This is a genomic window from Pantoea sp. NPDC088449, from assembly GCF_044753225.1.
GTDB classification, from domain to species: Bacteria; Pseudomonadota; Gammaproteobacteria; order Enterobacterales; family Enterobacteriaceae; genus Pantoea; species Pantoea floridensis.
Genome location: NZ_JBIVMT010000001.1, coordinates 605,353 through 628,023, shown reverse-complemented (window position 1 = coordinate 628,023; position 22,671 = coordinate 605,353). Strand labels below are relative to the sequence as shown.

The 22,671-nt window shown below is 53.7% G+C and carries 17 protein-coding genes; 3 read left to right on the top strand and 14 right to left on the bottom strand.

Going from position 1 to position 22,671, the window contains the following annotated elements:
• Positions 1-259: 259 nt before the first annotated feature.
• Positions 260-1,372, top strand: coding sequence for a porin OmpC (ompC, locus tag ACIP6T_RS02945; protein WP_345826958.1), 1,113 nt, complete (start codon positions 260-262; stop codon positions 1,370-1,372).
• A 199-nt stretch (positions 1,373-1,571) separates the two neighbouring features.
• Positions 1,572-2,762 (top strand): amino acid aminotransferase, encoded by a 1,191-nt coding sequence (locus ACIP6T_RS02940; RefSeq protein ID WP_097094354.1) that lies wholly within the window; start codon positions 1,572-1,574, stop codon positions 2,760-2,762.
• Between the two features lie 39 nt (positions 2,763-2,801).
• On the opposite strand, the gene ACIP6T_RS02935 is transcribed toward ACIP6T_RS02940, so the two are convergent.
• The 7 genes from ACIP6T_RS02935 to cmoM form a co-directional block, all read right to left on the bottom strand.
• Positions 2,802-3,431 (bottom strand): MBL fold metallo-hydrolase, encoded by a 630-nt coding sequence (locus tag ACIP6T_RS02935; protein WP_400455282.1) that lies wholly within the window; start codon positions 3,429-3,431, stop codon positions 2,802-2,804.
• Positions 3,432-3,467: 36 nt separating this feature from the next.
• Positions 3,468-4,019: a YcbK family protein gene (locus ACIP6T_RS02930; RefSeq protein ID WP_097094356.1), complete on the bottom strand. Its 552-nt coding sequence runs from the start codon at positions 4,017-4,019 to the stop codon at positions 3,468-3,470.
• Positions 4,020-4,207: 188 nt separating this feature from the next.
• Positions 4,208-6,034 (bottom strand): L,D-transpeptidase, encoded by a 1,827-nt coding sequence (ldtD, locus tag ACIP6T_RS02925; RefSeq protein ID WP_345826963.1) that lies wholly within the window; start codon positions 6,032-6,034, stop codon positions 4,208-4,210.
• Between the two features lie 156 nt (positions 6,035-6,190).
• Entirely contained in the window at positions 6,191-10,657 is a 4,467-nt protein-coding gene (gene mukB / locus ACIP6T_RS02920) for a chromosome partition protein MukB (protein ID WP_400455279.1), read from the bottom strand.
• On the bottom strand, positions 10,654-11,388 hold the full coding sequence (gene mukE / locus ACIP6T_RS02915) for a chromosome partition protein MukE (protein WP_097094359.1): 735 nt from the start codon (positions 11,386-11,388) through the stop codon (positions 10,654-10,656). The genes mukB and mukE overlap by 4 nt, the downstream gene beginning before the upstream one ends.
• Entirely contained in the window at positions 11,369-12,691 is a 1,323-nt protein-coding gene (mukF, locus tag ACIP6T_RS02910) for a chromosome partition protein MukF (protein ID WP_097094360.1), read from the bottom strand. The genes mukE and mukF overlap by 20 nt, the downstream gene beginning before the upstream one ends.
• A gap of 11 nt (positions 12,692-12,702) precedes the next feature.
• Positions 12,703-13,473 carry a tRNA uridine 5-oxyacetic acid(34) methyltransferase CmoM gene (gene cmoM, locus ACIP6T_RS02905; protein WP_400455276.1) on the bottom strand — a complete coding sequence of 257 codons (771 nt, stop codon included), beginning with the start codon at positions 13,471-13,473 and terminating at the stop codon, positions 12,703-12,705.
• A 124-nt stretch (positions 13,474-13,597) separates the two neighbouring features.
• Here cmoM and elyC point away from each other — a divergent pair, with 124 nt between their 5' ends.
• Positions 13,598-14,383: an envelope biogenesis factor ElyC gene (elyC, locus tag ACIP6T_RS02900; RefSeq protein WP_345826965.1), complete on the top strand. Its 786-nt coding sequence runs from the start codon at positions 13,598-13,600 to the stop codon at positions 14,381-14,383.
• Here the strand turns inward: elyC and ACIP6T_RS02895 are convergent.
• The 7 genes from ACIP6T_RS02895 to ACIP6T_RS02865 form a co-directional block, all read right to left on the bottom strand.
• Positions 14,363-15,256 (bottom strand): YcbJ family phosphotransferase, encoded by an 894-nt coding sequence (locus ACIP6T_RS02895; RefSeq protein ID WP_400455272.1) that lies wholly within the window; start codon positions 15,254-15,256, stop codon positions 14,363-14,365. The two genes, elyC and ACIP6T_RS02895, sit on opposite strands and share 21 nt — an antisense overlap.
• 110 nt (positions 15,257-15,366) lie before the next feature.
• The gene (gene kdsB / locus ACIP6T_RS02890; RefSeq protein ID WP_097094363.1) at positions 15,367-16,116 is read right to left on the bottom strand and encodes a 3-deoxy-manno-octulosonate cytidylyltransferase; all 750 of its coding nucleotides are present in this window, start codon (positions 16,114-16,116) and stop codon (positions 15,367-15,369) included.
• Positions 16,113-16,295 carry a Trm112 family protein gene (locus ACIP6T_RS02885; RefSeq protein WP_039332435.1) on the bottom strand — a complete coding sequence of 61 codons (183 nt, stop codon included), beginning with the start codon at positions 16,293-16,295 and terminating at the stop codon, positions 16,113-16,115. Before ACIP6T_RS02885 ends, kdsB begins: the two co-directional genes overlap by 4 nt.
• 89 nt (positions 16,296-16,384) lie before the next feature.
• Complete coding sequence (locus tag ACIP6T_RS02880; RefSeq protein WP_400455269.1) at positions 16,385-17,602, bottom strand: winged helix-turn-helix domain-containing protein; 1,218 nt, start codon at positions 17,600-17,602, stop codon at positions 16,385-16,387.
• A gap of 22 nt (positions 17,603-17,624) precedes the next feature.
• A complete protein-coding gene (gene lpxK / locus ACIP6T_RS02875; protein WP_097094365.1) occupies positions 17,625-18,626 on the bottom strand; it encodes a tetraacyldisaccharide 4'-kinase in 1,002 nt (333 codons plus the stop codon).
• Complete coding sequence (gene msbA / locus ACIP6T_RS02870; RefSeq protein WP_097094366.1) at positions 18,623-20,371, bottom strand: lipid A ABC transporter ATP-binding protein/permease MsbA; 1,749 nt, start codon at positions 20,369-20,371, stop codon at positions 18,623-18,625. Before msbA ends, lpxK begins: the two co-directional genes overlap by 4 nt.
• Positions 20,372-20,405: 34 nt before the next feature.
• Positions 20,406-22,664: a DNA internalization-related competence protein ComEC/Rec2 gene (locus tag ACIP6T_RS02865; RefSeq protein ID WP_400455265.1), complete on the bottom strand. Its 2,259-nt coding sequence runs from the start codon at positions 22,662-22,664 to the stop codon at positions 20,406-20,408.
• Between the last annotated feature and the right edge of the window lie 7 nt (positions 22,665-22,671).

The window sequence follows — 22,671 nt, the reverse complement described above, 5'->3', positions numbered from 1 at the left end:
GTCGGCTTAGCCGGCCTTTTTTTATTTTTGTAAATTTAGAGTTCTCTCACAAAGTTCCCGGATTTTTACAAATTGTCATACAATTTTTCCTTTTGATACTTAATTGCGAGATTTGAATCATCTTCGGGCTAGAATTAGCAACCCTGTGATGGAAAGATGCGTGCAGACACAGGAGACATCAAACTTCTCTCAAGGTTCTGTAAAGATTTCTTGGCAGCAGTGGCAGATGTCCAAATAACTCCAATGAGGGTAATAAAAAATGATGAAGCGCAACATTCTTGCAGTGGTTATCCCAGCTCTGTTAGCTGCTGGTGCAGCAAACGCAGCAGAAATTTATAACAAAGACGGCAACAAGCTGGACCTGTACGGTAAAGTTGATGCGCGCCACACTTTCTCCGATGACGCTAATAATGATGGCGATGCAACGTATGTTCGCTTCGGCTTCAAGGGTGAAACTCAGATCAACGACCAACTGACCGGTTACGGCCAGTGGGAATACAACGTTCAGGCTAACAACACCGAAGGCGCTGACGCGCAAGACGGCAACAAAACCCGTCTGGGCTTCGCGGGCCTGAAATTTGGTGATGCAGGTTCATTCGACTACGGTCGTAACTACGGCGTTATCTATGACGCAATGTCTTACACTGACCAGCTGCCAGTGTTCGGTGATGATACCCTGTATCAAGACAACGACAACTTCATGATCGGTCGCTCAAGTGGCCTGGCTACCTACCGTAACAGCAACTTCTTCGGTCTGGTTAACGGCCTGAGCTTCGCTGCACAGTACCAAGGCAAAAACGAAGGTTCTCGTGATCCACTGGCGCAGAACGGCGACGGCTGGGGTACTTCTGTAGCGTATGACACCGGTATGGGTATCAGCGCTGTCGGTTCTTACTTCTCTTCTGACCGTACCAACGCTCAGATTGCAGATGGCAACGGCGACAAGGCTGACGCATACGGTTTCGGTCTGAAATATGACGCGAACAACGTATATCTGGCAGCATTCTACGGTGAATCACGTAACACCACCGCTTACGGTAGCTTCGCTCGTCAGACTGCTAACAAAACACAGAACTTCGAAGTGGTTGCACAGTACCAGTTCGACTTCGGTCTGCGTCCATCCATCGCTTACCTGCAGTCAAAAGGCAAGCAGCTGAATGGCAACACTAACACCGACAATGGTGCAACCTTTGCTGGTGGCGATGCTGACCTGGTTAAATACATCGAAGTGGGTACCTACTACTACTTCAACAAAAACATGTCTGCGTATGTTGACTACAAAATCAACCTGCTGGACGACAACGATTACACCCGCGCTCAGAACGTGAGCACCGACGACGTTGTTGGCGTTGGTCTGGTATACCAGTTCTAATCACTCGATTAGCAATGCGGATTACCTAAAGACGGAGCCTTCGGGCTCCGTTTTGCTATTCAGTGATCGGCTTCTCAATTAGCGCCACTACTTTATACACGGGAGTTATTTCTTTTTTATTTCAGCGGTTGGAAATCTTCTCGTCTGACGCTAACCTGATAGCTCATTTCGCTAAAGTTCACCCAAACGGAACTGACTCATGTTTGAATCGATCTCTGCCGCACCCGCCGATCCTATTCTTGGGCTGGCTGACCTTTTTCGCGCCGATGACCGCCCGAATAAAATCAACCTTGGTATTGGCGTCTATAAAGATGAAACCGGTAAAACGCCAGTGCTTACCAGCGTTAAGAAAGCCGAGCAGTATCTGCTGGAAAACGAAACCACCAAGAACTACCTGAGCATTGATGGTCTGGCAGATTTCGCGCGGTGTACACAGGAGCTACTGTTCGGAAAAGAGAGCTCGCTGATTTCTGACGGTCGCGCCACAACAGCACAGACGCCAGGCGGTACCGGAGCCCTGCGCGTTGCAGCCGATTTTCTGGCGAATCAAACCAGCGTAAAACGCGTTTGGGTGAGCAACCCTAGCTGGCCAAACCATAAGAATGTGTTCAACGCTGCCGGTCTGGAAGTGTGCGAATACCACTATTACGACGCAGCAAGCCATAGCCTTGATTTCGATGGCATGGTGGCATCACTGCAGGAAGCCAAAGCGGGCGACGTGGTGCTGTTCCACGGCTGCTGCCATAACCCAACCGGCGTTGATCCTTCTGCAGAGCAGTGGCAGCAACTGGCGCAGCTGTCGCAAGAGAAAGGCTGGCTACCGCTGTTCGATTTCGCTTACCAGGGTTTCGCTCGTGGTCTGGATGAAGATGCGGAAGGCTTGCGTATTTTTGCCGCCTCTCACCAGGAACTGATTGTTGCCAGCTCCTTCTCGAAGAACTTTGGTTTATACAACGAGCGCGTAGGCGCGTTAACGTTAGTTGCAGCTAACAGCGACATCGCAAAAACGGCGTTCAGCCAGGTGAAATACACCATTCGCGCCAACTATTCAAACCCGCCTTCACACGGTGCGGCAGTGGTGGCGACAATCCTCAGCAATGAGGCATTGCGTACTATCTGGGTTCAAGAGCTAACCGATATGCGTCAGCGTATCCAGCGTATGCGTCAGCTGTTTGTGAATACGCTAGCGGAGAAAGGTGCTAAGCAAGACTTTAGCTTTATCATCAAGCAAAACGGTATGTTCTCGTTCAGCGGCCTGACCAAAGATCAGGTGGTACGTTTACGTGAGGAGTTCGGCGTTTACGCCGTGAACTCCGGTCGCGTTAACGTGGCGGGAATGACGCCAGACAATATGTCTGCGCTATGTGAGGCGATTGTCGCGGTGCTGTAATCCTTTTCAGCGAATAAATGGGCCATATTGGCCCATTTTTTATTGCAGGAACGGATTGCTGATACGTTCACGGCCGAGCGTTGAGATAGGTCCATGACCCGGCACGAAGGTGACGTCATCGCCGAGCGGCAGCAGCTTGGTTTTAATCGCGTCGATCAAATCGCTGTGGCTACCCTGTGGAAAATCGGTACGTCCCACGCCACCGTTGAAAATCACATCGCCTGAAATGAGCAGACGCCCCGCGCGATCCAGCAACACAATATGCCCCGGCGTATGACCCGGACAAAGCAGCACTTCCAGTGTGATGTTGCCCAGCTGCACGGTTTCGCCCTCTTCCAGCCAGCGATCGGGAGTAAGCGGTGCGCATTCAGGTAAACCAAACATACGGCTTTGCGTGGGCAGATTATCCAGCCAGAAGGCGTCAAGCGGGTGCGGGCCGACAATCGGCACCTGGTAATGTGCGGCGAGTTCAGCAGCAGCACCTACGTGATCGAGATGTCCATGCGTAAGCAGGATCTGTGACGGCGTTAAACCGCGTTCTGCCAGCACAGCTTTAATGGTTTCCGCATCACCGCCGGGATCGACTAAGGCCGCTTGTTGGGATTCGTCATCCCAAATCACTGAGCAATTCTGGGAAAAGGCGGTAACCGGAATAATTTGGTAATTCATAGCGCTCCATGGCCGACACACGCAGCGCTGCCGGTATCAGGACCAGTGCCTTGCAGGCCCGGTATCTATGTGTACGAAGTTGCTGCGCGGGTAATATCCTACACCACCAGCGCGCATAGATAACGCCGCTTTGCGAACATTGCTCAATGAAATCCCTTCAATATGGAAATCCATCGCTTGTCCTTTGGTGTGATAACTGTGCTTGGCGACGCCCGGCCCTGATTCACGCAACATATTATTGGTTGCCAGCGTGCGATATCCCGAAATGAGCTGCACCGGTTTACGCGTATCAAGCAGCGCCTGCAGGCGATAAAGCTGATCAAAAAGATGGGGATCGATGTTCTTCACCTGATTAGCACGATAATCGCGGAAGAAGTGATTTAAGCGGACTAACTCATCCTTGTCATAACGCTTACCGTTGAAAAACTCAGTTTTAAGGGTTTCACCGGTGTGAAGGTTACTAAGCGTCAATACTCGAGGGCGGGAGGTGGAAAGCGAAGCCAGTGCGGAGCCAGGAAGCAGTGATAAACCTGCTGCTGCCCCTCCAATCAGGAGTAATCGACGACGTTGAGAATCAAAATTAGCCATGAAGCGGAGTTACCTAATCTAAAGCGGATAAAATATGTGCGAAAAGTACACAAGGCCGAACATTAACCGCAGCCAAAATCTCAGTCAACCCGGAATACGGCTCAGAATGAGCAAAACCCGCGCGAAGTCAAATTTTCGCCACGGGTTTTGAAGAGTTTACGCCGCTAAGAAAACAGCCAAATCAAGCACTAGAGCAGCAGTTGCCCCGCTTTTTTGAGTGCCTGACTGCCTGAACGGGCAGGATTATCATAATTGTAAATATCTGTACGATATTGCGGTTGCCCATCATCTGCCACCCAGGCGGTTAAATAGTAAAGGTTGACCGGAATGCGATGACGAATCGGCACATAGCGAGTATCACCCTGTTTCAGCGTGTCTGAAATACGACCATCATTCCAGCCGACATCCTGCAGCAGAAGGTCGGCCAATTCCGAGGCTTTATTAACGCGTACGCAGCCCGAGCTAAGCGCACGAATATCACGCTGGAACAGCGCATGATTTGGCGTATCGTGCAGATAAATGGCATCCGAACTAGGCATATTGAACTTGTAACGTCCCAGCGAATTGGTCGCGCCCGGCGCCTGACGAATGCGGTAAGGGAAATTCGCGGCTGACACCATGTGCCAATCAATCATCGACGGATCGATCACCTCGGCGTCCGCACTCCAGCCCGACAGCAAGGTATAGCCATGCTTATACAGATAAGAGGGATCCTGCTTCACCTTCGGCACAATATCCTGACGCACCAGCGTTGTCGGCACGTTCCACGGCGGGTTAAGCACCACATTATTCAGTGCGCTGCGCATTAGCGGCGTTTTACGATCGGGACGACCTACAATCACCCGTGACGACAGAATAGTGGCACCATTGTTGTAGTAGGTGAGTGAATAGTTGGGAATATTCACCATGATGCCATTATGCATATCATCCGGCAGTAGTCGCAGGCGCTGGATATTCAGCGCCAGTAGCGATGCTCGCATCTGTGGTGGCACATTCAGCCACTCACGTGTGCGCGGGCCAATCGCGCCATCATCGGCCAATCCCTGCCAGTGCTGGAAGCGTTTCACCCCCTCCACCAGCGCGGTGTCATACACGTTGGGGCCGGATGCTGTCGGATCTGCAGCAACATTATTTGCCACTTCAGGTGTTGTGGCGAGCGCCGAACCGGCATCAATATCATCAAAGTTTGCGGCAGACGGACTGACCGCCACCGGCTGATTGCTTTGCCCCACCGGAACGGGCGCCGTAGGCACCGCATCTTCCGCCGGCGTTGGTGTCGTACTGTGGCTGGCGGTTAACATGCCGGTACGTTGCAAAATCTCGCGCAGCGCAGGCACGTCATTACTGATTTGCCCCGGGCGCAGCGTAGCGCTGTCGCGTAGTTGCGGCCACGGACGATTATCAGTTAGTAACATTTTCAACGCGTTGTGCATGGGCGCATATTGTGGATGCTGCGGCTGCAGTGAAACGACAAATGTACGGCTGTTACCGGCATTGACCGCATTCTGCCATTGGTTAATAGCCGCCAGCGTTGGCATGGTCAACTTATAGGGCACATTGCTATAAAGCCAGGTTTCACCCTGCGTTGGTACATTCGCTACAAATTGCAGGTAGCCCAGCATGGCATCGCTGAGCACGATATCGCGCGCTAAGCCTTTAATATTGGGATTCGTTAACCGCTCCACCCACCGGGTAAACTGCGGCTGTACACCGGAAAGTGCGACTTCCGCCAGCTGCTGCTGGAAAACCTGCACTGCCTGCTGGTCTTGCCATAACGGCGCCATATCGCGCGCCGCATAAATGCCCGCAAGGCCAGGTAAATAGAAAGGTTGTTCAGTTGGGCTAAACGCCTGCTGGATCTGCTGCTGGCTCGCAGCAACCGAGAGGGTATTGTGCGTTGACTTCGGCAACGTTGAGGTGATCGCCGCATAGCTTACTGCTAACGGCGACAACAGCAGTGATAAACCGAGTGCTACTGCAGCACGACTCATTTTGATCTTATTGTTTAGCAACATCCCTGCCCCCTTCTCACCAAAGACACGGCGCCCTGTAATCGCCATGTACAGCCACACTCTTAATATTGAGTATACGAATAAAAAACGGCATCTGCCTCTGAGTGCAAATGCCGCTTACAGATTAAACGTAGTGCCGTTTTTTAACCAGATTCAGCGCTAGGTATTTTCGGTTTGCAGTCCTATTCCCGTATTTTCCTGTTTCACCGGCGAAGGATCTGCCGAGAAGCCGCGCAGTCCCACCACATGCACATGTTCAGTGTTGTTAAATACCTTACGCACCAGCTTATAGGTGGTGCCTTTCTCAGGACTGATATTTTCTGGTGCAGCAATCACCAGCTGCATCTCGAGTCGTTCGCAGAGTTCAAACAGCGTGGCGATAGAGCGTGCGTCAAGGCGTGCCGCTTCATCGAGGAACAGCAGGCGGCAGGGTGAAATATCTTTGCCACGCAGGCGACGCGACTCTTCTTCCCAGCTCTGCACCACCATCACCAGAATTGACATCCCGGTACCGATCGCTTCACCGGTCGAGAGCGCCCCACTTTCTGCACGCAGCCAGCCATCCGAACCACGGTTGACCTCCACTTCCATCTCCAGATAGTTGCGGTAGTCGAGCAGTTCTTCACCGATGGTCTGCGGCGTACGCTGCCCCATATCGATCTGCGGATTCAGACGTTGATAGAGTTTCGCCAGCGCTTCCGAGAAGGTGAGGCGATTGCTGGTGAACAGATCCTGATGCTGCTCATGCTCTTCCGACAGCGTATCCAGCAGCGTGGAGTGCGCTTCACGTACGTTCACGTTGAGACGCACGCTGCGTACCTGGCCAAAGCTCACGGCCTGCAAGCCTTGGTTCAGCTGACGAATACGGTTCTGCTCGCGCTGGATGGTTTTACGAATGATGTTCGCCGCGCTGCGTGAGCTGATTGCCAGCGTCTGTTCGCGCGCCGTCAGCTCTTCCGTCAGACGATTCAGCTCAATCTCCATCTGCTCAATCGCTTCAACCGGATCGTCGGTACGAATGATGTCTTGACGAATACGCTCGCGCAGATGCTGATACACCGCAATAAAGAACTGAATCTTGCGTTCAGGACGCTTCGGATCTTCTGACATACGCAGCACATCGCGCAGATGTTCGTTATCCGCCACCGCCAGACGCAGTGCACCGAGCGCCTTATCCGACATGGATCGCAGCTCATCACCGCTGAGGTACGCCAGTTCACGACGATGCAGACGACGCTCAACGCCGTTCTCTTTAACCATGCGCAGCACCGTACACCAGCCCGCTTTGGCGCTCACCACCTGCTCACGAATCTGGTGATAGTCGCGCTCCAGCTTGCGCAGTTTCTTCTGCAAACTCTCCATTTCGGCTTCACAGAAGGTGATCTGTTTTTCCAGCTGGTTACGACGCGCACGGTTGTGGCTCAGCGCGGTATACAGCTCATCACGACGAATACGCGCCCGCTCTTCCGCACTGGCATCTGCATGCACACCAATGTCCTGCATCTCTTGCTGCAGCTCTTTCAGCATGTCGCGTTTAGCATCGTAAGAACTTTTCAGCGATGCCAATACCTGCGAATACTGCGTCAGCTGCGCCTGATGTCCGCGCAGACGTTCGCGCGCGCGGCTGCGCTCGCCTTCCGCCTGCTCCAGACGCTGACGCAACTGTTCATTGAGATCGGTATTACCGCCTAACATTCCCGCTGAACTTTCGTAGCTGAAGTGCGCCCGACGCTGCACCACTTCTGTCAGCGCAAAGGCCTGCTGGCGCGCCTCACGCTGCTGCTGCTGGGCTTGCTGATAATCACGCTGCAGCTGATCATGCTGCTGCGGATCGCTCTGCAATACCGAAATCAGCGGCTCTAGCTTGCTGAGTTTGCTGCCATGCTGATGCAGGAAACGCGCGGCTTCCTGCGCTTCTTCCACGCGCTCACGGATCTCTTCACAACGGTCGCCAAGCGTGTCGTCGAGCAGCAGATTAACGCGCGGCAACAGGCGGTTCAGCTGGCTGACGCCCTCTTTTGCCTGCTCAAACTGCGCGCGCTGCTGTTGATTGTCGTTTTCATGCTGCGCCAAAGCCCGCTCTAACTCGCCGCGACGGCTGTTGAGTTGACGAATCAGCGCTTCGGGATCTTCATCAAAAGCCACCGCTAAATGGCTACCGATAAAGCGGCTGAAGGATTGGTGCAGACGCTGAGTTTTCTGTACGTCAAACGACAGCGTGGCATAACGCTCAGCCAGCTGTTCACGTTCATTGTTCAGCAGTTCCAGCTGATTTTCACGCGCCGCACGGCCAAACAGCGGCACTTTCGGGAAGCGGGAGTAGCGCCATTGCCGCTCCGCCACTTTGACGACCACCGCTTTTTCCAGCTCTTCAACGCTGAATACGCTATCGTCAAACGCCTGCGGATCACCCTCAATCAGGTAGAGATCTTCCGGGCACTCGTCTAAACCATCGAGCAGTTCGCGCACCAGCGACAGATCCGGCACCACAATGGCGTGACGCGAAGGACCATACAACGCTGAGAAGTAAGGCGCGTCATCCAGCGTGACATCATCATAAATTTCAGAGAGCAGCACGCCGCCAAAACGTTCCGCCAGCTGCGTCAGGCGCGCGTCTTCCGCACCGCCCGGTTGGCTCAGGCGTTCAATCTGCTGCTCAACTTCACGCTTACGCGCCGCCAGTTCATCGCGCTCAACGGTGGTTTCACGCTCACGCTCCAGCAGCTGCTGCATAAATTCAGTGATTTGCTGGCTGCTGGTCAGCTCCTGGCCGGTCTGCTCGCTGAGTTGGGTGAGGATCTCCTGGGCCGCCAGCCAGTGCGGTGCACGCGCGGTAAGCGCGGTAATCCGTTCACGCAGCTGCTCCAGCTCCTGACGCATTAACATGCGGCGTTCGCCAGCATCCGATACGCTCTCATTCAGCTGTTCAATCTGCGCTTCAAGCTCACGCTGCAAACCTTCCAGCGCATCCGCATCGTATTGCTGTCCCTGACGTTTACAAAAATCCGCCAGTAAACGTTCGGCATCGTGCTGCTCGCGCAGACGCGTTTCTAATTCATTGAGGCGTAAACGCAGCGAGGAGAGTTGTTCGGCATGGTGGCGCTGATTGCCCGCGTCACGCAGTAATTCGCGCCCTACCTGCCACGCATCCTGACGACTCACGTCACCCGCGATGCTGGTCACTAATGCTAACGCCTGTTCAAACTGGCTGTGTGCCGCTTCAGCAACGCTCAGTTTTTGTTCCAGACGCAACAGTTGCTCGGTGGCTTCCTCTTCACGCGCCTGGAAAGTCTCCTGCCATTCAGCGGCGTTATCAATGCTGAGGTCAGGCAGCTGGCACTGCGTACGCGCTTTTTCCAGCGCCTGTAAGGCCTGCTGATATTGAATAGCACGCGTTTGCTGTACGTCGAGCGCCTGCTGGAAGTCGGCGAGCTGGCTTTTCAGCTCATCCACTTCAATTTCAGCCGCTTCGGCACGCGCTTCATTCTCTTCCTGCACGTCACGCGCTTCGGCAACAACTTCGTTCTGCTCTTCAAGGCGGTAAGTCAGCTCTTCCAGATCGGCATCGTAACGCTCGATTTTCTCCTGCTGACGCATCGCGGTTTGCACCAGATTCAGGTGATCGCTGGCGCCCTGATAATCGGTTTCCAGATCGCTCTCGGCGCCGTTGTGTTCAGAGAGTTCTCGCGCCATTTCAATATGGCGATACTGCTCGGAGATCAGCTGATTGCGACTGGTGAACAGCTCATTACGCAGCTGCAGCGCGCCGTCGAGATGAATACGTCGCTCGTTGGCGTGGCGCATATAGTCGGCGGAAACATAGCTGGTGGCTTCCGAGATCAGATGCTTAAACAGATCGCGATCTGACTGCGTGACGCGAATGGCTTCGAGCGTCATGCGGTTTTCGCGCAGCGCCGCTTCCATATCCTGGAAGGCTTTGCGTACGCCGCCGTTTTCCGGCAGCAGGTAGTCGCGCAGCGAGCGGGTAATAGCGCTAGAGATACCACCATAGAGTGAGGCTTCGATCAGGCGATAGAACTTGCTGCGATCGCTAGCGTTACGCAGGCGACGCGGCACCACGCCAAGCTCGAACAGCACCGCATGATAGTCGGTTACGGAGTTGTACTGTTTGAATTGCACGCCTTCCTGCGCTTCAACGCGTTCCTTCACTTCCGACAGCGGTAACACTCGCGCCTGACGGCTATTAAGGATTTCAGTCAGCATATCGGTCGGCTGCGAATCGGTCGGCAAACCGTGAATACTGAACGGTTTGATATCGACTTTTTTATCGCGTCCCGCCACTTGTTGTAGACGCACGCCCACTATCACGCGCTGGTGGCGGGAGTTGACCACATCCAGCACTGAATAGCAGACGCCGGCACGCAGTTTGCCGTGCAGACCTTTATCGCGAGAACCCGATGTTGCACCGGCTTCGGTGGTGTTACGGAAGTGCAGCAGCGTTAAGTCTGGGATCATCGCCGTGACGAAGGCGGCCATGGTGGTGGATTTGCCGGCACCGTTACCGCCCGACAGCGTGGTCACCAATTCATCAAGATCAAAGGTACGGGCAAAGAAGCCGTTCCAGTTAATCAGCGTTAGCGAACGAAATTTACCGCGTTCAATCATGCTTGCTCATCCTCCGCGTTATCACTCGCGTCGCTTTCAGCGTCAATATCATTATCCGCTTCATCGTTTTCTGCCGCAGCTGGCGCACTTTCCAGCGTCATCGCTTCGCCGTCACGAATCAGGCGCAGCTGCGCTTCACGCGCATCGTCACCGCTGCGCACGTCAGCGCCAAAGCGGAATACCGATTCGGTGATGCGGAATTTGCTGCTGTCGTTGCCCATAAACCACACCATGCCGAGGCGGCGCAGGCGGCTGAGCGAGGCGCGCATTTTTTCCTGCAGCTTGGCGCGATCAAGATCGGAACCCGTGGAACGCTGGTTTACCAGCTTGAGCAGTTTGCTCTCATCCGCCAGCGACAGCAGTTCGTCGTACAGCTCCTGCTGGGTAAAAATCCCCTCATTCGCCAATCGTTCCGGGCTGAGATAGAGATAACAAAGAATTTTGCCCACCATCATGTCCAGTTCGGAGAGCACCGAGCGTGGAATCAGCGTGGTAGAACGCGGACGCAGGTAGAAAAAGCCTTCCGGCGCGCGGATCAGCTCCACGTTGTAGCGCGCGTAAAACTCTTCAAGATATTCCTGGTAATCCATCAGAAAAGCGTGATTATCCAGCTCTTCAATACCAATGTGGCGACCCGCGCGTAACTGGCTATCAAGCGCCGGGAAAATCGGGTTTGCCAGGGCCAACGCCAGTTTAACTGGCATCACTTGTTCAATATTTGTCGATGACATGTGCCTGCACCTTGGCTCCGTAATCATTAATGGCCTGCCATTGCGCGGGCAGACCTGCTAAATCAGCTTCGGCCACGCCGAGTCGTACTGCTTGATCAATGACGATACGCGCCAGATCAAAATGACGCGCGCGTGGATACTGCGACAGGTAGTCGCGCATCACCGTGGCAAGATGTAGTGGCTTCTGCTCCAGCTTGTAGATCTGCAGCGCCTCTTCGATCATCGCGGCCAGCTGTTCGCGAATCTCATTAAACTCTTCATATTCCATTTCCGGCGGCAGCTCGCCCATCACTTCGTCATTACGCAGCGTCATCTCTTCGTCGCGCATATCATAAAGACGATCGGCATTGGCGTAAGTTAGCGCCCACGGCTGGTCGAAATAGTTTTGCACCGACAGGCGCAAACGCTGCGCAAAAACGCGGTTTTTATCCATGTCGATGGCGGTACGAATAAATTTGTGTACGTGGCGGTCGTAGCCGATCCACAGATCGATAGCCTGCTGACCCCAACTGATGATGCGATCCAGCTTGTTTTGCAGATCAAACACCAGCTTATCGACAAAGCCGAGATCGGGGCTGCTGAGCGTGGCGTCCTGAATGCGCAGTAGATTGGCCTGCAGTTTATCACCCGCGGCTTCCAGCGTATCCTGCAGCTCGCGCAGGGTACCGGAGGTTTCTGACAGCAGCATTTCACAGCTGGAGATCGCCGCGCGCCAATCTTTGTTGAGCAGATCGGCGATATCGGTTTTCACCGCCTGCTGCTGCTCATCCATCAGGCGTTGCGTCATATCGATGCTATCGAAGATTTCCGCTACCGAATATTTGAGCGGCGCAAAGACGTTGCGATGCCAGTGGAATTCGTCGCCATCTTCTTCGGCGGCATCGGCGGCGCGTTTCAGCTCCTGCGCCACGATCGACAGCTGCATCGAGAGACGCAGCGTAGAGAACTCACGCTGACGAATGTAATAGTCGGTAATGCCAATGGCCAGCGGCGTCAGGCGATAGATAGCGTGCCCTTCCGTCAACTCGCTGGTAAAGCGGTTGAGCAAGCGCTGACGCACCATGTCATTGATGGCGTTGTTAGCACGCACCTGCACGGTTTCGTGGGTTTGCTCGAAAGCCTTGCTAACGTGACGAAACGCGTCAATCAGCTCGCCTTCACTCATTTCGCCGTCCATGCGCTCACCGTTTAAGGTGGCGATAGCCAGCAAAAAGGCCAGACGTTCTACCGGCAACGCAAGCGAAAAGTCGTTCTTGCGCGCCCATGCCACCAATTCGGGGACCGTCTGGGAAAATTCGCTCATAGTTGATCCTTCTAGCTGGGTTTGCGCGCGGTCACGTGGATATAGCGCCCTAAACTTAAAAAGGGCTCCTGGCGACAGAAACGCCGTTCCATCTCAATGATTTCCTCAACGCTCTTCCCTTCGCCAGGTTGCGGCTTCATGTAATCGCAGAAGACGCGAATGCCCGCACGTCGTTCAATTTCAAATCCGCAGTGTGTTAGCCAGCGCGTCACATCATCAGGATCGCGTGGGAAATCCGGCGACAAAGTACGCTTTTTGCGTTTGCTCATATTGGCGCGCATATAGCCGAAATTGCCGAGTGTCAGGGTGCGGAAGGTTAAGCCGTGTGCGTTATAAAACATCAGAGACAGCACGCCGCCGGGCTTTAACGTATGCCATAACGCCTGCAGCACCTCTTCTGGCTGCGCGACCCATTCCAACACCGCGTGAAACAATACCAGATCAACCTGCGTATCCAAATGTTCGCCCACCTGCTGGGCGCTAATTTGTTTGAATTGCATGTTGTGGCTCACACCCGCGTTATGCGCATGGGCTTCCGCCAGCTTCAACATCTCGGCAGAGAGATCGCACAGCAGCACCTGATGACCGCGCGCGGCTAAGCCGCTGGAGATTTGTCCAACGCCCCCACCGGCATCCAGCACCGAAAGCGGCCCGGCGGGCAACGTTGGCAGCAGAGCTTCCAGCTCGTCCCAAACAATCGCCTGCCGTACCTGGCCTTTGCGCGTGCCATAAATGTTCTGTGAGAATTTGTCCGCCAGATCGTCAAAGTTACGATCCTGCATGATGATGGCTCCGCTTTGCTGCATTCAACTTGTGCTATTTTGTCACAGGCTCATCAAGAATGAACCTTTCATGCCGCAGTAACTGTCTGGCTGCTGTTTTTTCGGACAAAAGGAGCAATATTCAATGTTTTTCGCATTAAAAAAAGTCATTGGTGGGATGTTGCTACCCTTGCCGCTGCTGTTATTACTGATGGCAGCGGGACTTTTGCTGCTCTGGTTCAGCCGCTGGCAAAAAAGCGGTAAAATCTTCATCTCTTGCAGCTGGCTGCTGCTGTTGCTGCTGAGCCTGCAACCGGTGGCCGATCGCCTGCTGTCGCCGCTGGAAACGCACTATGCGACCTGGAACGGTCATGAGCCGGTTGATTATATCGTGGTGCTGGGTGGCGGCTACACCTTCAATCCGAATTGGGCGCCGAGTTCCAACTTAATCAGCAATAGCCTGCCGCGCGTGGCCGAAGGTGTTCGCCAGTGGCGACGCTATCCGCAGGCAAAAATGATCTTTACAGGTGCGGCCGCAGGAGAGAATCCACGCAGCAGCGCCAGCGTTGCTGCTGAAGTGGCAGAAAGTCTTGGCGTGCCGCGCAGCGCGATAATCCAACTGGATCAGCCCCGAGATACCCTTGGGGAAGCGCGGGCGGTGAAACAAACCATTGGCGAACATCCCTTTCTGCTCGTGACCTCTGCCAATCATTTGCCACGCGCAATGCAGTTCTTCCAAAGCGCCGGCATGAATCCGCTCGCAGCACCGGCTAATCAACTGGCGGTAACCTCGCCATTGAACTGGTGGGAACGCGCAATCCCGTCGCCATTGTGGCTTGGCCACAGTGAGCGCGCGATCTATGAATCGCTGGGGCAAATCTGGCAGAAACTGCGCGGTGACGAGCTCAGCTCAACCCAACCAGGGGAGTAATTGCGTGCGCGCGTGATCGAAGCGCGGACGGTCAAACTGTCCGCTACTCACCAGCGTGTCGACGCAATCCCACAGCTGATATAACCAGCGGCGCCAGATAAACCCTTCTGCAACAGGCGCACGCTGTAAATAGTGTTGCAATAATGACGCTTCGGCTCCGCTATCCGCCAGCCGCATCAGCTCATATTCGCGCGGAGCCCAGAGAATATTGCCAGGCTGCATCATCGCAATCAGCTGATCGCTATGTGCATCTTTTAACATGCTGGCGAGGCGAAGGTTGCCGTGAATTAACACGCACGGATCGTCGAATCCATTAAAAAAGCGCGGCAATAGTTGGCGACTGCGGAACAAAATCTGCCGATCTTCCAGCGTGAAAAAGGGCGGCGTCAGATATCCTAGCGTCGACCACAGCACATCAACTCGCTGGCGATACCATGCGGGCCAGGTATTTTCTTGTACGCTGTCGACGTTGCCGACTAAACCCTGACTGTCGATGCGGTGCCATGCCAGCACGCCTTCCACAATTTGTTCGCATAATTGCTCCCAGCGCGCGGCGTTGCGCGTTGGGGCTTCCGCCGATACGCCATTAAAACGCGCCATTAGCAGCATCTCATGCGCGGGTTTTTGCTGGCTAAGCACCAATCCAAATACCGCAGGCACGGCGATCAAGCCATCATGGCCCAGCATCGTGAGTTTCTTCGCTTCCAGCGCGGCGCGTCCCTGATGACGAAAATACTTCGCCACCAGCGGCATCGGCTTGCCGGCGTTATCGTAAAGCGCGTACAGCCGCGTATGCGCCTGCTCGCTAATAGTTTCGAGGCGGCTGATGCTTTCACCCAGCACCAGCGCCAGTTCTGAACGGAGCTGTTCCATGCGATATCCTCCGAAGTCAAAAGGCTAGAATATGCTGGAGGTGATGGTGGCGAGAAACTTAGCGCCAGATCAAACTTTAAGGCCAGCGAGAGCCGCTGGCCGGTCGGAGATTAACCTTGCATCGCGAGGCGAACCCGCTCAAGGTCTTCCGGCGTATCCACCCCAACACTGGGTATGGCTTTTGCCACCGCGACGTGAATTTTCTCACCGTACCATAGCACCCGCAGCTGTTCGAGTAGCTCAATGTGCTCTAGCGGACAAGGTTCCCATGCTATATAGCGACGAATAAAACCGGCGCGATAGGCGTAAATACCAATGTGCCGTAGCAGCGTGTCGCCAATCTGCTCACGCGAACGGGCATAACGTTCACGATCCCATGGAATGGTGGCTCGCGAGAAGTACAGCGCGTAACCTTTAGCATCCATGACGACCTTAACGGCGTTAGGATTGAATGCCTCTTCCGCATCGATAATCGGTACCGCCAGCGTTGCCATGCCCGCCTCGGACTGTGCCAAATTGGTGGCCACCTGGCGTACTATTTCCGCCGGGATCATTGGCTCGTCGCCCTGAACATTGACGATAATGGTATCGTCAGCAAACTGATACTTCTCAACGACTTCGGCCAGACGTTCGGTACCCGATTGATGATCCACGCGCGTCATGCACACTTCGCCACCCGCTGCCGTTACGACCGCAGCCACATCAGGATGATCGGTCGCGACAATCACCCGATCGGCTCCCGATTCACGGGCGCGTTCCATTACGTGCAGCACCATGGGTTTGCCCTGAATATCCACCAGCGGTTTACCCGGCAGGCGTGTTGAGGCGAAACGCGCCGGAATAATGGCAACAAAACTCATGGATGGATCTCTTCAACAGAGAGCGTACGAGCTTCTACTTCGAGCAGTACCGGAATCCCGTCACGTACCGGGAAAGCCAGGCCATCAGGTTTACAGATCAGCTCTTGCTGCTCTTTGTTGAAATACAGTTTTCCGTTGCAAACCGGGCAGGCAACGATTTCGAGTAAACGATGATCCATTATCTTCTCCTTCAGGACCGATTCAGACGATTAGCATATCATAATAGCGTGCGCGAAATGGGCGTACCGACGCCCGTATCACAACGGCTTCAGCATCCAATCAACCAGCGGCTTGACCACGCTGCCAGCAATTCAGCAGGCGCATTTTCGATAATCACTTCTGTAGCACCTTGCCACTGAGCAAAGCGATTAATGGCCTTCTTTACGTCATTAAGAAAGGTGTTGCTCAGGCGCACACCCGGCTCCAGCCAGAATGCGCGAATGACCAGCTGCTGTGCCTGGCGCTCCATTTTGGCATCAATGCGAGCCTTTAGTGCCCCGCGATGCAATACCGGCAAGACAAAATAGCCATACTTGCGCTTCTCTGCGGGCGTGTAACACTCAATACGGTAATCAAAATTAAACAGTTCTAGCGCGCGCCGCCGATCCCAAACCACCGGATCAAACGGCGAGAGCAGGACGGTATGCGTTGCCGACAGCGGCTTTTCCAGCAACGGAAGCAGTGTTTGGTGCAGCCACATTTCCCCGAGCTGCTCCACCTCAACGCGAACTATCTCTCCACGCGCTGCAGTTTCCGCCAGCCACGTTTTTAGCGGCGCACGTTTAAGACGATAATAATCCGCTAACCAACTGACGCGAAAAATGCCAAGACTGCGCGCGCTGTGATGCAACATCTGTATTACCGCTTCCTCTTCGCTTAAGGCATGCTGTTCATCAACCCAGTCTGGCATCACGCGGCTATGCAGATCGTAAACCCGCTGGAAATTGCGTCGCTCCACCACCATCAACTCACCGGCGCTAAATAAGTTTTCTAAATGCCGTTTGTGAGGCTTCCACGCCCACCAGCCGGGTTTGGTTTGTTTATCATGGCTAAAGTCGGCGGCGCGTACCGGACCATTAGCTGCAATGTGCGCCAGTAGCTCAGCAATTTCCTGCTGATGTTCATCTACCCATTGCGCGCTGTACTTCCAGCCAAGTTGCTGCGGTTGCAACATACGATGGCGAAGCAAGGGGTAATCTTCGAAGGGGATAAAGCAGGCTTCATGCGCCCAATACTCAAACAACTCACCGGCTGCCAGCGCCTCCTCCAGCCAATGGGCAGGATAAGCGCCAAGACGGCTATACAGCACCAGATAAGGGCTACGCGCCACAACATTTATTGTGTCAATTTGCAGCAAGGACATCTGGCGCACGGTAGCGTGAATATCGGTGAAACGTGCGCGCCGGCCCAAAGGGCGTAACAGTCCCTGGGCAGCTAGGTGCAAATGGCGAGCGGTTTGTAGTGACAGGGAAGCAGTGAGGTTCATAACTCTTTTCCCCTTGCGAAGGTTAGTGCGAGCGGGCGTAGCGCGCCATCGAACAGAGTTGGACGATATCGTCTAACAAGGTTGAAACGGTTGCACCTTGCAAATGAGCATCTACTGGCAGGTACCACCAATTAGGTTGGGCAAACTGACGGCATTTCACCGCATCTTTTTCCGTCATGAGCAGGCATTGTTTAGCATCTGTCAGCCGGGATAATTCGTCTTCGCTGTATGCGTGATGGTCGGCAAAGGCGATTTCTGCTACCGCCTTGATGCCTTGCTGTTTGAGCGTATTGAAGAAGCGAGGAGGATGTCCAATGCCAGCCATTGCCACGATTTCAGGTAATTGGTCCAGCGATGCGGTGGCACCACTCATGAGATTTATTGCCTGACCCGGCTGCAATGTCATAGCGATTTCGTCGCCTTGCGCCTCCCCACCGTTAACGATCACCGCATTAACTTCCCTCAGCCGAGAGGCGCGCTCTCGCATTGGCCCAGCCGGTAACCACCAGCCATTACCAAAGCGGCGCATACCATCCACCACCACAATTTCGCGATCGCGCTGCAATGCATAGTGCTGCAGGCCATCATCGGTAATGATGACGTCCAGATCGTGTACAGCAAGCAAGCCTTCCACAGCCAGCCGACGCTGGGGGGCAACGGCAACTGGCGCCTGAGTACGCTGCGCGATCAATACCGGTTCATCCCCGGCTAATGCCGTAGAGGTCTCCCCCGTTACCAGTAGTGGATAACGATCTGCCTTACCACCGTAACCACGCGACACTACGCCAGCGCGTAACCCGCGTTGTTGTAATGCCTGCACCAGCCAGATCACCACCGGTGTTTTACCATTACCACCCGCGGTAAGATTACCGACTACCACAACGGGGCATGGCGCACGCCAGCTTTTACGCCAGCCGCGTTGAAAGCTGAGGCGAATCAGCCAGGTGATCGCCCCATACAATACACTCAACGGCCAGAGCAGCAGCCATAACGGTGAGCGCCCGCTCCAGATGCGTTCAATCATTGACCGAACTGCAGCTTGTGAAGTTGCGCATACGCGCCCTTCTGTTCTAACAGCACACTGTGCGTGCCGCGTTCCACGATGCGACCATCTTCCACAACGACGATTTCATCGGCTTTTTCAATGGTCGACAGGCGATGCGCAATAACAAGCGAGGTACGATTTTTTTGCAGCTCATCCAGCGCGGCCTGAATCGCACGTTCTGATTCGGTATCGAGCGCGGAGGTTGCCTCATCAAGAATCAAAATTGGGCAGTCACGCAGCAATGCACGGGCAATGGCAATACGCTGGCGCTGTCCCCCTGAGAGCAGCACACCATTTTCACCGATCACTGTATCCAGACCATTATCCATCTTTTTGATGAAGTCCATGGCATGTGCCATGGTTGCGGCCTGTTCAATCTGTTCACGGGTGTACTGACCGTTGCGGGCATAGGCGATGTTGTTGGCAATGGTATCGTTGAAAAGATGCACATTCTGAGAAACCAGAGCCACCTGATTACGCAATGAGCGCAGCGTATATTCACGCAGATCGTGACCATCAAGCAGAATTTCACCGCTATCAATATCATAAAAACGCGTCAGCAAACTGGCCATAGTGGATTTACCAGAACCTGAACGGCCCACCAGCGCCACTGTTTTGCCAGCAGGCAGCGACAGATTAATATCGCGCAGCGCGGGGATTTCACGCCCTGGATAAGTAAAGGTCACATTCCGGAATTCAACATCACCATGAGCACGTTCTATTTCACGTTTACCTTCGTCAATTTCCTGTTCGCTGTCGAGAATCGAGAACAGGGTCTGACAAGCTGCCATACCGCGCTGGAACTGCGCGTTTACGTTGGTTAACGACTTAAGCGGTCGCATCAGCGCAATCATGGAAGAAAACACCACGGTAATGGTACCGGCGGTGAGCGTATCCATTACGCTTGGGAAGCTTGCTGCATATAACACGAAAGCAAGCGCCAGCGATGCAATCAGCTGAATAACAGGGTCAGAGATAGAAGATGCAGACACCAGTTTCATGCCCTGCTGACGCATTTTATTGCTCACCTGAGAAAAACGGTTGGCTTCCACTTCCTGGCCACCAAAGATCAATACTTCTTTATGACCTTTCAGCATTTGCTCGGCACTGGTGGTGACTTGTCCCATCGTGTTCTGCATATTTTTGCTGATGCTGCGGAAGCGTTTGGAAACAGTACGAATCGCAAAGGAGACAATTGGAGCTAACACGATGAGAATCAGTGAAAGTTGCCAACTGTAGTAAAACATCATGATGAACAGGCCGATGATCGAAGCACCTTCACGCACGACCGTGACCAGTGCGCTCGAAGAAGATGAGGCAACCTGTTCAGAATCATAGGTAATGCGTGACAGCAAGGTACCCGTTGATTGCTGGTCAAAAAATGTTACCGGCATGCCCATCATATGGCCGAATAAACGACGGCGCATGTTCATTACCACATTGCCGGAAACCCAGGATATGCAGTAGCTTGAGATATAGCTGGTTACGCCACGGACCAACATCAGGCCGATCACCACCAGCGGCATCCACAGCATTACGGATCTGTCAGCTTTACCGAAGCCGTCATCCAGTAAAGGTTTCAACAGAGAGAGCATCAGGGTGTCGCCTGCCGCATTGAGTATCAGCGCCACTGCTGACACATAGAGGCCAGCCTTGTGGGGCGCAATCATCGGCCAGAGTCGGCGGAATGTCTGCCACGTTGAGAGATCTTTATCTTGATGCATTATTTATTCACGCTGTTTGAAATAGCCGCTCATTCTACCTGGAATCACGTTTGACGCCAAACCACTGATGATACCAACGAGGCTTTATTTGTTCTCTTAACCCCTTAATTTGCCAATGCCCCTGCCTGACACTGATATGAATCTGCCCAGATTGAGCGGTGTCAAACCACATGTAACCCTGCTGAAGATAGCGCTGGACTACGGCTTGTGCCGGCATACGCCAGGCGTTATAACGTGCCACCGAAGCAAATGCCGCCTGCCCTGCAACATTACGTAACAGTAATGGTCCCGAAGATGTGCGACTGCCATGATGAGGAACCTGTAACAACGTCGCTTTCAGCGACTCTTTTTCCAGCGCGACAATTTTTCTCTCCGCTTCTAACTCAATATCTCCCGTGAGTAAAAGACTCACTCGTCCATCGTCGACGCGTACCACGCATGAATCATTATTTTGCCCTTCCGTTTGATTAACTAGCGGCCATATGGCGGTGAATTGCAATTTACCCCATTGCCATTGCTGCCCGCGATGGCAAGGCATATGCCCCGCTTCTGACAAGGCGCTACGAATTTCTATGCTCGGATTAGCGCTAACGAGTGAGTGTAGTCCACCGCGGTGATCCAGATGCTTGTGGCTTAATATCAGTGAATGCAGCTTGCGGCCGTGATAGTGCAGCCACGGCAGAATAACGCGCGCCCCCGCATCATCCTGCTTCCAACCGGGGCCAGTGTCATACAGCATCACGTCATCACCCTGCGTAATGGCAATCGCTAAACCGTGGCCTACATCAATCATGTCGATTTGCCAATCATCACGCTGTGTATTACTACGCCAAAGGAAAAGGACGACGGTCAAACTAATACAAGGCATTATGCTGCGATAAATCAACCCGCTACGCCAGAACAGCAATCCCCCCCAAATCAGCATGAGAGCGGGTAACGTATCGCTCCATGCCCACCAGCCCGCAGGTAACCACTGTAATCCTTGCATCACTTTACTTACCGAAAAATCGGCCAGGTGCCACAACCCATTCGAAATCGATGGCAAAGGAAAGAGCATGGCCAACAATATCAATGGCACCGTGATAAAAGAGACGACGGGGACCGCGATAAGATTCGCGATCAGAGCACTTAGGCTAATTCCCTGGAACAGAAAAATCTGTAACGGTGCCATCAGGATCATCATGCCTAACTGGAGGTGCAGCAGTTGCAGAGGTAACCATCGTCGCTTACTGCGAAAATGATGCGCTAAAGCAAACCACTGATACCATGCAATCAACATTGCCACCGCAAGTGCCGATAACCAAAAGCTTTCTGATAACACGGTTAGCGGATCAAGCCACAGTAATCCCGCAATGCAGAGCGTCCAAACTTGCCATCCACTCATTTGCCAACCGGCAGCACGGATTGCTATCCAGAGCATGAGGGCTAGCAACGCGCGCTGTGCCGGGGCATGGTTGCCGGAGATCCAGCCATAAGTTACTGCGGTAAAAGCGCTGACTGCTAGCGGAAACAAATAGCTCATTAAATGTGCCGGTAGGATCCCCTGTATGACACGCGCCAACAGCCACCCCACGCTAGCCGCAAGCGCGATATGCATGCCAGAGATTGCCATCAAATGAGCCGTTCCGGTTTCACGCAGCAGCCGTCGCTGCTCATCGGTCATATTGTCACGTATACCAAACGCGAGGGCCTGCACAATTGCAGGTTGCTGTAATGCAGAAAAAGCAGGCAAGTGATAATTGATTAAGCGCGTTCGCCAACTACAAGTTAGCGATTCTGGCCGCTGGCTGATAATTCGACCTTGCAGCGGTATATGGTTGGATAATGCAAAGCGCTGAATATCGAACTCGCCTTCGTTTAGCCTGCCGTGAATAGCACGTAATCGCAGCTTCATCTGCCAGCGTTGACCGGCGCAGAATGGTTGTTCCGCCGCGACATAGTTAAGTGAGGCATATATTGGCGGAAACTGATAACGCTCGCCGACACGCATGATTTGTACGGTTAACTGCTGCTTTTCTTCGCGAACGTCGGTGATACGTACTGTTGCGTCTACAGGGGCAGCAGCCAAATACTCGATGGTATTGATAATATGCCGGGCTTCCATCAGCGCCCAAGCCAGCATTAATAAGCCAACGCCGGCCAGACGTAACCATTGCTGCGGCATCAGTCCGAGCAGAACAGCAAATCCCACGGTGGCGATTATTACGCTGGTTTGGGGTATATGCGGCAATACTCCTAATGGCAACGCTGCCACTATCATTATTCTGGCCAGCACTATCCAGCTCATCTGCATTGTTACT